This window comes from Geomicrobium sp. JCM 19037 (genome assembly GCF_000698105.1).
Taxonomy (GTDB): Bacteria; Bacillota; Bacilli; order Bacillales; family Marinococcaceae; genus Geomicrobium_A.
Genome location: NZ_BAWZ01000018.1, coordinates 43,249 through 56,065, shown reverse-complemented (window position 1 = coordinate 56,065; position 12,817 = coordinate 43,249). Strand labels below are relative to the sequence as shown.

At 45.5% G+C, this 12,817-nt stretch carries 9 protein-coding genes and 4 pseudogenes; 6 read left to right on the top strand and 7 right to left on the bottom strand.

Annotation, left to right across the window (positions count from 1 at the left end; all coding sequences use genetic code 11):
* Positions 1–3: 3 nt before the first annotated feature.
* The 3 genes and pseudogenes from JCM19037_RS11685 to JCM19037_RS11675 all read left to right on the top strand — a co-directional run.
* On the top strand, positions 4–876 hold the full coding sequence (locus JCM19037_RS11685) for a carbohydrate ABC transporter permease (protein ID WP_042401256.1): 873 nt from the start codon (positions 4–6) through the stop codon (positions 874–876).
* Positions 877–976: 100 nt separating this feature from the next.
* A pseudogene (locus JCM19037_RS25110) lies at positions 977–3,057 on the top strand (glycoside hydrolase family 3 N-terminal domain-containing protein); the annotation flags it as partial.
* Positions 3,058–3,083: 26 nt separating this feature from the next.
* Positions 3,084–4,230 (top strand): annotated as a pseudogene (locus tag JCM19037_RS11675) (exo-beta-N-acetylmuramidase NamZ domain-containing protein); the annotation flags it as partial.
* Between the two features lie 111 nt (positions 4,231–4,341).
* Here the strand turns inward: JCM19037_RS11675 and JCM19037_RS11670 are convergent.
* The 5 genes and pseudogenes from JCM19037_RS11670 to lipA form a co-directional block, all read right to left on the bottom strand.
* Entirely contained in the window at positions 4,342–4,986 is a 645-nt protein-coding gene (locus tag JCM19037_RS11670; protein WP_042401254.1) for an SDR family oxidoreductase, read from the bottom strand.
* Between the two features lie 77 nt (positions 4,987–5,063).
* Positions 5,064–5,702 carry a response regulator transcription factor gene (locus tag JCM19037_RS11665; RefSeq protein ID WP_042401252.1) on the bottom strand — a complete coding sequence of 213 codons (639 nt, stop codon included), beginning with the start codon at positions 5,700–5,702 and terminating at the stop codon, positions 5,064–5,066.
* A complete protein-coding gene (locus JCM19037_RS11660; RefSeq protein WP_081829272.1) occupies positions 5,693–6,784 on the bottom strand; it encodes a sensor histidine kinase in 1,092 nt (363 codons plus the stop codon). Before JCM19037_RS11660 ends, JCM19037_RS11665 begins: the two co-directional genes overlap by 10 nt.
* 47 nt (positions 6,785–6,831) lie before the next feature.
* Positions 6,832–7,119 carry a YutD family protein gene (locus JCM19037_RS11655; RefSeq protein ID WP_042401250.1) on the bottom strand — a complete coding sequence of 96 codons (288 nt, stop codon included), beginning with the start codon at positions 7,117–7,119 and terminating at the stop codon, positions 6,832–6,834.
* Between the two features lie 15 nt (positions 7,120–7,134).
* Positions 7,135–8,057: pseudogene (gene lipA / locus JCM19037_RS11650) on the bottom strand (lipoyl synthase).
* Positions 8,058–8,190: 133 nt separating this feature from the next.
* Here lipA and JCM19037_RS29375 point away from each other — a divergent pair.
* The 3 genes from JCM19037_RS29375 to JCM19037_RS11640 are packed head-to-tail and all read left to right on the top strand — an operon-like array spanning position 8,191 to position 9,874.
* Entirely contained in the window at positions 8,191–8,487 is a 297-nt protein-coding gene (locus tag JCM19037_RS29375; protein ID WP_307189792.1) for a hypothetical protein, read from the top strand.
* Positions 8,456–9,184: a M23 family metallopeptidase gene (locus JCM19037_RS11645; RefSeq protein WP_307189791.1), complete on the top strand. Its 729-nt coding sequence runs from the start codon at positions 8,456–8,458 to the stop codon at positions 9,182–9,184. Before JCM19037_RS29375 ends, JCM19037_RS11645 begins: the two co-directional genes overlap by 32 nt.
* Positions 9,185–9,229: 45 nt before the next feature.
* Complete coding sequence (locus JCM19037_RS11640) at positions 9,230–9,874, top strand: histidine phosphatase family protein (protein WP_042401247.1); 645 nt, start codon at positions 9,230–9,232, stop codon at positions 9,872–9,874.
* A 146-nt stretch (positions 9,875–10,020) separates the two neighbouring features.
* Here JCM19037_RS11640 and JCM19037_RS11635 read toward each other — a convergent pair.
* Positions 10,021–11,367, bottom strand: a pseudogene (locus tag JCM19037_RS11635) (alanine/glycine:cation symporter family protein).
* A gap of 72 nt (positions 11,368–11,439) precedes the next feature.
* Complete coding sequence (locus tag JCM19037_RS11630; RefSeq protein ID WP_042401245.1) at positions 11,440–12,792, bottom strand: sodium-dependent transporter; 1,353 nt, start codon at positions 12,790–12,792, stop codon at positions 11,440–11,442.
* Between the last annotated feature and the right edge of the window lie 25 nt (positions 12,793–12,817).

Sequence of the window (12,817 nt, the reverse complement as noted above, 5' to 3'; positions counted from 1 at the left end):
CTCATGCAGACAGCGACAGAACAAAACAAGAAAACCAATCAAAGCTTCAAACATACACTCGCTCGTGCAGGCATTCGAATCCCACTCATTCTTTGGTCCATTGTTGTTCTTTATCCACTTGCCTGGATGATTGTTGGGGCATTCAAATCGAATGCAGAGATTTACGCTTCTCCTTGGGGGTTACCAGAGACGTGGAACATCCAAAACTTCGCAGATGCGTGGGTAAATTACGAAATAGGCAGTGCATTCTTAAATAGCTTTCTCGTCACTGGTGGTGGAACTTTACTTACAATCGCTCTTGCATTGCCTACATCTTACGCGCTAGAACGTCTGCGCTTTTATGGACGGATGCCACTGTATTACATGTATATTGCCGCTATGCTCATTCCTGTTGTACTCGGCTGGATTCCGTTATTTTTCATTCTTGGGAATTTAAATCTACTCGATAGTTTACTAGGGCTCACCATTGTGTACGCTGTGAGTCAAGTTCCGTTCAGTGTATTTATACTGACAGGTTTTATGAGTTCATTTCCTAAAGAATTGGAAGAATCGGCGGCGATTGATGGATTATCTCCGTACGGCACGTTATGGAAGGTCGTTACTCCTCTTACGATGTCGGGAATTATTACGGTGTCGATTATGAATGCGATTATTTTTTGGAATGAGTATTTCATGGCACTCATCTTTTTACAATCAAGTGAAAACTACACGCTCGGTCTTGCGATGGACTTGATGAATAGTGAAGCGCAATACACGAATGCGTGGGGAACGCTGTTTGCCGGACTCACCATTTCCATTATTCCAGTCATCATCTTATACAGTGTGTTCCAACGCAGAATCACTAAAGGGATGACAGAGGGCGCGGTTAAAGGGTAAAAGATGATGTCTAAACGAGAAAGGAGGCTTCTGGGTGTTGATGACGAGGCAATACGGCAATAACACAACGTAAATGGAAAGAAAAAGGGAGGATGAAATAATGAAAAAAGGAATGCGACAAATGGCGTCACTCGGTCTCATTGGAGCGCTTGTGCTTTCCAGTTGGGCTACACCTGCGACATCCAAAGCGAATGATGGAAAAAAAGACTTTGTTCTCTATGAAAATCTTGATGAAGCTACCATTGAAGTGACGGATCATGTTCAGTTAACAGGGATGAACGTCTATTCAGATGGCCACTTTACACTTGCCGACCCTGAAGATGTTCAATGGACATCCACAAACAGAAATGTGGCAACTGTTGATGACACTGGCCGGGTTGAGTGGACGGGACAACCGGGTCGCACATACATTCGAGCAACGAATGGCAATTATTCAGATCGCATTGCCGTACACAATCGCCCCAACCAAGACGTCCCAGATGTGATTAAATGGTCAGGTGGTGAACGTCATGATCTCGTCTCCCACGCCATTAATAACATGACGATGGAAGAAAAAGTTGGGCAAATGCTCATGCCAGACTTTAGAAACTATGACGGAGCCAATGTCACAGAAATGCTTCCTGAGATTGAGCAGTTGGTGCAAGAATACCACCTCGGTGGTGTGATTTTGTTTCGGGAAAACGTCGTGACCACGGAGCAAACCGCACGTCTCGTCGCTGATTATCAAGCGGCTTCTGACAAGTACGGACTGCTCATGACGATTGACCAAGAAGGCGGCATCGTTACTCGCCTCCAGTCAGGAACTGACATGCCAGGGAATATGGCGTTAGGTGCTGGACAAGATGTTGATACGACACGAGCCGTTGGACAAGCCATCGGGAATGAACTTGCTTCTTTAGGCGTGAACATGAACCTCGCTCCAACGTTAGATGTAAACAACAACCCAGACAACCCTGTAATTGGTGTTCGTTCATTTGGGGAAGACCCGAAACTCGTGTCTGAACACGGGGTAGCATACATTGAAGGTGTGCAAAATGCCGGTGTAGGCGTTTCAGCAAAACACTTCCCTGGACACGGGGATACCGATGTGGACTCGCACCTTGGCCTTCCTTCGGTCCTCATGATCGTGAACGCTTGTTTGACGTCGAACTGGCACCATTCCAAGCAGCGATTGACCACGGTGTTGATTCGATTATGACCGCACATATGACATTGCCTGAAATCGATGATACGACGGTCATTTCCGAAAAAACGGGTGAAGAAATTACATTGCCAGCAACCCTTTCTTATGAAGTGTTAACCGGTCTTATCCGAGAAGAGATGGGTTATGATGGCATTGTTTATACTGATGCACTGAACATGAATGCGATTGCTGATCACTTCGGTCCGGTTGATGCATCGATCCGTGCAATTCAAGCAGGCTCAGACATTGTGCTAATGCCTGTCGGCCTGAGTGCTGTTGCTGAAGGGATCTATGAGGCTGTCAACGAAGGTGACATTAGCATCGAGCGCATTGAACAATCGGTGGAACGCATCCTTACGTTAAAGCTTGAGCGTGGCATCATTAAAGAAGAAGCGCCAGCGCCTATTGAAGATGTTATTGAAAACGCTGAGCGTGTCGTTGGCTCTGTTGAACACCAAAAAGTTCAAAAACAAGCCGCGGAAAAAAGCATTACAGTTGTGAAAAATGATGACAACATTTTGCCACTTCAACCTGAAAGCGACGAGCAAATCGCTGTTGTATCAAATAATTATCTCGAAGAACTCGAAGCTTCAATCTCTCCTCTTCACAGCAACGTCGATTACGTCGAGCTTGGTAGTGACGGGCTAACCGAAGAGAATTGGGAGACGATCAACGCAGCTGATTATGTAATTGCAGCGACCACATCGGCAACAAATGCAGATCGTGATGCCAATCACCCGCAAATTCAGATGGTGAATGAAATTCAAGAAAATGCTGATGCTTCGGTAATTGCACTTGGGGTCAGAAACCCATACGACATTATGGCTTATCCAGATGTAGATGCTTATGTTGCACAGTACAGCTTTAGAGATGCTAGCTTTACAGCTTCGGCTAGGGCGATCTTTGGACGATTGGGTCCGACAGGGAAACTGCCTGTTACGATCCCGACAATTGATGGAGATGATGTACTGTACGAAGCAGGTCACGGCCTTACGTATGATGAGGTTGAACAGCCTGAGCTTTCCAACTTGGTGTTGACGCCTTACTTGACAACCTCGACGTTTTGGAAGATAAGCGTATCGGAATTGTGACGAACCCAACTGGTGTAACACAAGATTTAGACAACATCGTTGATGTTCTCGTTGCTGAAGAGACTTAAACGTCACGTCATTGTACGGACCAGAACATGGGATTCGCGGCGATGCACAAGCGGGTGACTATGTTGAGTTTACATCGATGAAGAAACTGGATTACCTGTGTATAGCTTGTACGGAGAAACACAAAAGCCAACACCGGAAATGCTCGAAGACGTTGATGTACTTCTCTTTGATATTCAAGATGTAGGTACTCGTTTCTATACGTATATTTATACGATGGCTTACCTTCTTGAAGCTGCACAAGAAAATGATAAAGAAGTGATCGTGCTTGATCGTCCGAATCCTATTAACGGTGTTGATGTTGAAGGACCGGTTCTTGAAGCACCAAAATACACTTCTTTTATTGGGAATTATCCAATTCCAACACGCCACGGTATGACCGTCGGTGAACTTGCTCATTACTTTAATGATGAACATGACATCGGTGCAGACCTTACGGTGATGGAGATGGAGAATTACGATCGCAGCTTGTATTTTGATGAAACTGAGCTGCATTGGGTCATGCCATCCCCTAACATGCCAACTGTTGAAACAGCGGTCGTTTATCCAGCCACTGGTATCATTGAAGGAACGAATCTGTCTGAAGGCCGAGGCACGACAAAACCGTTCCAGTTGCTCGGCGCACCTTATGTGAACAGCACTGAACTTGCGGCAGAGCTTAACAGCTTAGACTTAGATGGGGTACTTTTCAGAGCAGCATCATTCACACCGATGTTCTCTAAACATGCAGGCACTCTCTCACACGGTGTCGAAGTCCACATTACAGATCGTGATGCATACGAATCCGTCACAACGGGTCTTCACATTGTGAAAACTATTCATGACCTGTACCCTGACAGCTATCAATTCCAACCAGAAGGTGGAGACGGCATCTCTTTCTTTGACCGCTTACTCGGCAATGGCTGGATCCGTGACGCCATCCAAGATGGCACCACCGTTGAAGAAATGGAAAACGCTTGGCGAGAAGACTTAGAAACGTTTAAAGATACTCGCGAATCGTACTTGATTTATTAGTATTGTTGTAAATAAACAAAACGGCTAAGGAGGGCATGACCCTCCTTAGCCGTTTTGTTGCATGTTGACCTACAAGCTCCCACGCATAAGCGCGGAATTACCTAGTATCTTTTACAAACGCTTCAACGCATCTGCAATGTCGTCAGTTCCAGAAATCATGTCGAAATCTTTGCCGATCGTTCCCTCATCTTTTAATGAGGCGAGAATCGTTTCGGCAACGTCTTCACGAGGAATTTCTCCACGCTCAACCTCTTTCGCCACTTTTATTTGACCATTGCCACGATCATTTGTCAGTCCACCTGGACGAATAACCGTGTAGTCTAGACCGCTACGCATTAACCATTCATCTGCATAGTGTTTGGCTGCACTGTAGTACGGGGCTTTTGACATCCATTTGTTGCGATCATACACACCAATCGCACTAACGATAACGAATCTCTTCACACCTGCACGCTCTGCTGCTTCCATCGATTTGATCGCACCGTCCATGTCAATCATCATCGTCTTGTCAGCGCCAGTGTGCCCTCCAGAACCGGCGGCAAATACTACGGCATCTTTACCTTTAGCCGCTGCGGCTATGTCCTCCACTTGACCTTCAAGGTCTTGTAGCACCGTTTCAGCACCCATATCTTGAAATGCTTTAACTTGCTCTTCTTTTCGCACCATCGCTGTTGGCGTAAAGACGTCGTCGTTTACCATCTTCTCCACAGTTTGCTTTCCGATCTGTCCGTTTGCACCTACAATGAGTACTTTCATGTATGTGAACACTCCTTAATGTAATAATCATGTTCACTATGTAATGTACCCGCCCTTGTCTGTGGACAAACATGCGCTTAAAAGATGTTATTCTTCAATGCGAAAATCGCTAGCTGCGTTCGGTCTCTCAAATCCAATTTCGTGAGCAAATAACTAACGTTATTTTTGATTGTGCCAATACTTAGAAACATTTCTTCAGAAATTTCGCGATTGCTTTTCCCTTCTCCAATGAGCCTGAGTATCTCTACCTCTTTCGCACTTAACTGAGCTAGTTCTTTGGCGGGTACGCGTAATGATTCCCTTTCCAATAGTTTTGGCATCACAGAAGCCGCCACCTCACCATCAATGACGACCTGACCTGTTTGTGCTCCTTGAATGGCATCAATAAGCCGGTCTTCATTTGCATCTTTTAGAAGGTAACCAACGGCTCCATATTTGAGTGCTTCAATGGCGTACTCATCATCTGCAAACGTCGTTAACATGATAATTTTACTGTTCGGGTCATGCTCTCGAATTCGTTTTGTTGCTTCCAAGCCCGTCATTTGAGGCATACGTATATCCATGAGCACAACATCAACCGACTGACTTTGGAATTGCTCGACTGCTTCAACACCATCTGCCGCTTCGATGACGGTATAGTCGGAATGAGTTTCAATCATCATCCGAATCCCTTTTCTTACGAGCGTCTGGTCCTCTGCAATGAGAATCACGCCCATGCCCTCTCCTCCGCTTCTACATTCGGAATTGTAAAGCTTCCTTCGATCACAAATTGGTCGTCATGATAGCCACTTAAGAAGGTTCCGCCAAGCGCCTCGAAACGTTCTCTCAATTGCCTCAACCCGAAACCTTCTGAAAACATCGAGTGATCTTTCGCACCGCTTTTCACGCGTACTACATACCGACGCGCTCCGAGCACTTCAAAGGTGATATCCACCTGTTTTGAATAAGCATGACGCATCGCATTCGTAAGCCCCTCTTGTACAAATCGATAAATGGTGACCGATTGCTCTTCGCTAAGCGAAACCGATAACACACCGCCTTTTGTCGTAAAAGAAATCTTCATGAGCGACTCTGATTCTAGTTTTCGAATCAGCTGAATAATCATCCCTAATCCTTTTGGTTGATCGCTTTTTAATTCGTGTACAGATGCACGCATTTGCGATAAACTCTCTGAAGCCAACGCCGACGCTACGTACACTTCTTCCGGTGCCTCATCGCGCAGCTCAAGCATTTTCAATTGCATCATGAGCGCTGTTAAATTATGACCGACAGAGTCATGCATTTCCCGGGCAATTCGCGCACGCTCATCTTGCTTTACTGTGTTTTCAGCCTCAATGACTTGCCGTTTTTCCCGTCGGTATAAAACGAGCACATCTTGAAACCCTTCCTCCTTTTCTCTTAGCTTTTTCGTATGTAAAACGAGAAGCAAAAGCACGGTTGCATACAAACCATATAACAGGAAATTTATGGTAGATAATAAAACCGGAATGGTTATGAGTGACAAAAGAACCGCCATCGTTTTAACGGTTGCACCCGTGTGTAACGCATAGAACAATACACCAGTGAGAGGGAATAGACAGTACAGATCCGTTTCACCAGGAAGCCATTGCATAACAATAGCAGCCAAAAGCTGCACGGAAACAAATACACTTTTGGGCACAGGTAAATCCCATAAAATAAAGCTCGTCACTACCGCCGCACTTGCAAACCAAAACAGGGGCGACGTCACGACTTGAGGCTGATTAAGATAGATCGTTGCATAGATGAGAAGTGTCGCTACAAGCCGAATCCACATCATTTCACCACCTATGAAAAGAACTCATGCCTAAGATTGGCATGAGCAGTCTATTCACTTTTTTCTGGTTTCACTTTTTGTAAAATAAAGTATGGGCAATCAAAATTACAAAACTCATACAAATAATCATAAACGGTACTTACTTTCGTATCGAATGTCGCTTTTTTGTGGCGGTCATGGAAGAAACCTCGTAGCCGTAGCTGTTCGTGCCCCCAATCTCCGACAATAAAATCATATTTGTTTAGAACTTCACTGTAACGACTCAAGAAAGCTTCTTCGTCCCAGCCTTCTCTCGATTGTTCAATCAGTTCGAAATGTTGTTGATGCGCTTGAATCAACGATTCTCACCTCGCTTATCCGCCAAGCTGCGTTTGGTTCTGGTACTTGGCCGCTTCTTTCCACACTTGAGCTTTATCCACTTGTTCATCGGCATGATACGATGAGCGAACGAGTGGACCTGCCTCACAATGCTTGAATCCTTTTGACATGGCGAGTTCCTTGAACTCGGCAAATTCGTCCGGAGTATAATATTTAATGACGGGCAAATGCTTTTTCGTCGGTTGTAAGTATTGACCAATCGTCATAATATCTACGTCATTGGCCCGTAGATCATCCATAACTTCTTCAATTTCCTCAGCGGTTTCCCCAAGACCGATCATTAAACTTGATTTCGTAGGGATGTCTGGGTGCAGTTCTTTTGAATAGCGGAGAAATGTTAATGAACGGTCGTACTTCGCCCGGGCACGGACTTCTTCGTCAACCTGCGAACGGTCTCGATATTGTGATTTAAAATATTCGGCCGCGCTTCCATTAACGTTTTCAAATTCTCCTCTAGACCCATCATATCAGATGGAAGCACCTCAATGGTACAAAGAGGGTTTCTTCTTCTTACCGCTCGAACCGTTTCAGCGAATACGTTTGAGCCTCCGTCTTTAAGATCGTCACGAGCGACGGCTGTAATGACTACGTGCTTTAGGCCCATCTGCTCGACAGAATCAGCGACACGCTCTGGCTCATCCCAATCCAGTTCGGTCGGGAGCCCTGTTTTCACCGCACAGAAACGACAGCCTCTCGTACACGTATCCCCAAGTATCATAAATGTTGCGGTTTTTCTGACAGCCCAGCATTCATGAATATTCGGACAGCGCGCTTCCTCGCATACCGTATGTAATTTCTTCTCCCGCATCATTTTCTTCAATCCTGTATATGACTCGTTCGTATTTAGTTTAATCTTTAACCAGTCTGGTTTACGAATGTGCTCTTCTTTTTTCGTCATCGTATCACACCCTTCTCCTGTAGTTTACCACGGCAATGCAACATGACCAAGATGTTGTTTTTCAGTATAAAAATGAAAAACTGTCCCATAGTAAAGAAAAGGATGAAATCAAAGCGAGAGGACGAATCGTCGGATGAAGAAAAAGACTGTATGTTTACTATTGGCTGTTTGCGTCTTTTTATTCAATACTATGCCTTCTGAAGCTGCCATTAGTGATCTTACTCAAGATGAGCGCGATATGGAACGGATGCAATTATACCGGGACATGGATACGATTACAGGTGTACCTTGGTATTGGCTTGCAGCTATTGATAGCTACGAAAGAGGCTTAATGTTGCCCGTAATGATCGCAGCCCGAGCGAAGGTTTTATTTCCATTTATTTCTCACCCCGGGATTGGTGGGCGCATTAAATCCAGATCTCGAAGATAAAAATGCGCTGAATATCGGAATCTTTGACGGGAGTGGACTGGATGGCAATGCGGATGGGGAAGCTGATCGGTTAAATGATTATGATGTGCTCTATACGATGGCAAAGAAAATATCTACGTATGGATTTGATGATGAGAACATCCGCATCGCCCTTTGGGACCATTATCAACGAGACCAAGCTGTGCGCATCATTACCGGTCATGCAAACATTTATGCAAAGTATCAAACGGTCTCGTTACACGACAACGCCTTCCCTGTGCCTCTTCACTATAATTATAGTTATAAAAGCACGTGGGGAGCGAAACGTGGCTGGGGAGGCCGCCGCATTCATGAAGGAACAGATATATTTGCTGGATATAGTACTCCCGTCCGCGCAACCACCTATGGAATTGTCGAGTTAAAAGGTTGGAACGAATACGGTGGCTGGCGCATCGGAATTCGCGATCTCGATAACGTGTATCATTATTACGCGCACCTTCACGGGTTTGCAGAAGATATTGAAGAAGGAACGATTGTTACCCCTGGTACCGTCATTGGTAGCGTCGGCAGCTCAGGATACGGCAAGCCGGGTACACAAGGCAAATTCCCTCCACACTTGCACTACGGCGTGTATCGGGATAACGGCATTTCTGAATGGTCATTTGACCCGTACCCTAAATTGAGAATGTGGGAGCAAAAAGAACGACAAAAAAGCTAACCTTCCGATATACTCGTAGTGAAACGAGTAGAGGAGGCGATGTGCATGAAGGTATTACTTATCCGACACGGCAAAACCATTTTTAATACACAAGGCAAAGTGCAAGGTTGGTCAGACACGCCTTTAACCGAGGCTGGACGAGCGGGTGCAATAACGCTAGGGAAGAATTTGGCAGGAGGAACGATCGACGGGTGGTATGCAAGCGACAGTGGACGCGCTCGAGAAACGGCGTCCATTCTTCAAGCTTATAGTAACCATGCTCACCTGCCGCTTCACGAACACGAAGGGTTACGAGAATTGTACTTTGGGACGTTCGAAGGTGGCTTTAATTCAGCCATGCTTGAATCACTAAAAGAGGGATTATCGCCGAAATTCAAAGACGTCCATATGATGTGGGATGTCCCCGTCCCAGACGTTGTTGATACGCTATGTTCGATTGATAACGGCGAAGCGGAGTCTTGGGATGTGTATGAAAAACGAGTGACCGAGGCAATGAAAAACGTGGTGAAACACGCAAAAGAAGAGAATTGCGGACAAATCGCCATCGTCTCTCACGGCTTCACGATCCGTACTCTTATCCACGTTTACGGCTACGCAGGTGAGGTCACCGACATTGAAAACTGCAACGTGACAGAGATTGACGCAAGTGGAGAGTCATTTATCGTTAACAGTGTGAACACACACGGATAAAAATTTAGTAATTTCGGATTGCAAATAAATTGGCAACGTTTTGAGTCCTGCTGCCGGTTCAAGCGACCCGTCTACAAATTGCCTCGAACACACAAAAAGCGCCCTAGCCTCTCTTTTACTGAGAAAGGCTAGGGCGTTATCAGTAGTTAGCGCGTTTCGAGCTTTCGTTTATCTTTAAACTTCTGTGTTTCTTTTACGACAACACCAGACAATAGAAGAATGGCGATTAAGTTCGGAATGGCCATGAGCCCGTTAAAGATATCCCCAAAGTTCCAAACAACGTTTAATGGCAACGTTGCACCAATGAATACGGCAATCGTAAATACGAGACGGTACACATACGTTACGCGATCGCCAACGAGGTACTCTAAACATTTCTCACCGAAGTACGCCCACCCAATGATCGTAGAGAAAATAAAGAATAATAGAGTGATCGTAACGACGAGGCTTCCTCCTGCTGGTAAGATCGCTTCAAATGAAGCCGCTGTTAAAGCTGCACCATCTGGACCGGTCGTGTAAAGGTCGGCGATGACGAGCGCTAGACCTGTAATCGTACAAACAATGATCGTATCAATGAACACTTGCGTCATCGAAATGAGTGCTTGCCTGGCAGGCACATCGGTTCTTGCTGCAGCAGCGGCAATCCCGCCTGTACCTAGCCGGCCTCGTTAGAGAATAAGCCTCGAGCAACACCCATTTGAATGACAGTACTATTGCCCCGCCTGCCACGGCATGACCTGTAAAAGCGTCATAAAAGATGAGTCCGAAAGCAGCAGGCACTTCAGTGATGTTAAAGCCGATGACAAAGAATCCTGCAACTACATAAAAAACAATCATGACCGGAACGATAACACCACTTACACGCCCGATACTTTTAATCCCGCCAATAATGACGAGACCAACGAGAACGGTTAGAGCAACACCAGTTACCCAAGTGGGTACATTAAATGTTGAATTCACAATATCAGCAGCCGTATTGGCTTGCGTCATGTTTCCGATTCCGAAAATGGCTGCGAACACCGCGAAGAATGCAAACAGCATCCCCATCCATTTCCATTTCTTTCCTAACCCATGCTCGATGTAGTACATCGGTCCACCAGCCATTTCACCGCGGTGGTTTTGACCTCTGTATTTCACACCAAGAATCGCTTCAGCATACTTCGTCGCCATCCCGACAAGCGCTGTAATCCACATCCAAAACACAGCACCTGGCCCCCGACAACGACGGCGGTTGCGACACCGGCCACGTTCCCTGTTCCTACGGTGGCCGCAAGTGAGGTCATTAATGCTTGAAAGTGTGAAATGTCTCCTTTAGCATCTTTATCTAAGTTCTTTTTAAAGACGAGCTTCAGCGCATAAGGTAACTGTGCGAACGTGTAGAACGTGAGGCGAAACGTAAGATAAACGCCTGTCCCTACAAGTAGAACAATGAGGGGTATTCCCCAAACAAAGCCAGCGATATCTCCACTTATTGTTTCTAACCAATCAACCATTGTCCTTCTCTCCTTACTCCATCATAGTTTTTAAGTATGTAGAAACGGCACCACTCGGTGCCGTTTCTCTCTTTAGTATCCAACTCCAAAAATGTTCAAAAGCAAAATACCAATAATCATGATTGGTGCTACAAAACGTAATAAGATAAGATATAGTTTCGCAAAGAATGGACTACGGAAGTCTGCTTCATCCAATGCATTGCGCTTCGTCCAACCCCAACCGACGAGTAAAACGACAATTAACCCGCCAATCGGAAGGAAGTAACTATCTGTTACGGTATCTACGAAGTCTAGGAATGGAAGGCCAAAGATTTCAAACCCTGATAACGGTCCACCTTGACTCAATGCAGACGGAATACCGAATAGTGTAATGAGTCCCCCCATAATGAGCACTGCTTTTTGACGACTAATCTTAAAGCGCTCGATTGCAGCTGAGATGCTGACTTCTGCAAGAGAAATCGCTGACGTTAAGGCTGCGATAAATACTAAGAAGAAGAAAGCAATTGCAAAGAGGGTTCCAGCTCCCGCCATTTGATTAAATATTTCCGGCAACACCATAAATACGAGTCCTGGACCAGAATCGGGCTCTGCTCCGATCGCATATACGATACCAAAGATGGCAACCGCGACGATAATTGCAAAGAGGGTGTCAAGAATAACGACGTTTCTCGCCGTCTTAGGTAAATCGGAACCGGTTTGCTTCGATAAATACCCACCGTACGTAATCATAATTCCCATCCCGAGAGATAGTGTAAAGAATGATTGCCCAATAGCTGCAAGGTATAACCTTGGATCTGATAGCGCACTCCAATCCGGAACGAACAAGAAACGCATACCTTCCATCGCTCCATCAAGTGTTACACTGTAGCCTGCCAGGATGATAAGAATCACTGCGAGCAACGGCATAAAGATCTTACTACTAAATTCAATGCCGCGCTTCACCCCGAAATAAAGAATTCCCATAATGATTGCCATGACGACAATTAACCAGAAGATCGGCAACCATGTCGATCCAATGACCCCGGTAAAATAATCCGGTGCCCCGCCAGTTTCTACTTGTTGAATCGAACCCGTTAAGTAGCCAAACATGAAGTGCAATACCCAACCGGTAATAACGGCATAGAATGAAACGATAAGAAAAGATGTAGCTACGGCTAACCAACCACCTATCACCCACGGTTTTGATGGTGCCGTTTTACGATAAGACCCAACCGCATCCAGCTGTCCTCGCTTCCCGATAGAAAATTCTGCAATAATAACTGGTAAACCGATAAGTGCAATACAAAGTAAGTAAACGAGAAGAAATGAACCGCCGCCGTATTCACCAGTAATATATGGGAACCGCCAAATATTTCCCAAACCAACTGCTGAGCCGACCGCTGCGAGTATGAACCCCACTTTCGTACCCCAATGTTCACGTGCCAATATATATACCCCCTTTTTGTAATAT

Coding starts and splice junctions, on each gene's coding strand:
- JCM19037_RS11685 (WP_042401256.1), top strand. CDS start 4: ATGCAGACAGCGACAGAACAAAACAAGAAAACCAATCAAAGCTTCAAA.
- JCM19037_RS11640 (WP_042401247.1), top strand. CDS start 9,230: ATGAAGGTATTACTTATCCGACACGGCAAAACCATTTTTAATACACAA.
- JCM19037_RS11660 (WP_081829272.1), bottom strand. CDS start 6,784: ATGATGTGGATTCGGCTTGTAGCGACACTTCTCATCTATGCAACGATC.
- JCM19037_RS29375 (WP_307189792.1), top strand. CDS start 8,191: ATGAAGAAAAAGACTGTATGTTTACTATTGGCTGTTTGCGTCTTTTTA.
- JCM19037_RS11665 (WP_042401252.1), bottom strand. CDS start 5,702: ATGGGCGTGATTCTCATTGCAGAGGACCAGACGCTCGTAAGAAAAGGG.
- JCM19037_RS11670 (WP_042401254.1), bottom strand. CDS start 4,986: ATGAAAGTACTCATTGTAGGTGCAAACGGACAGATCGGAAAGCAAACT.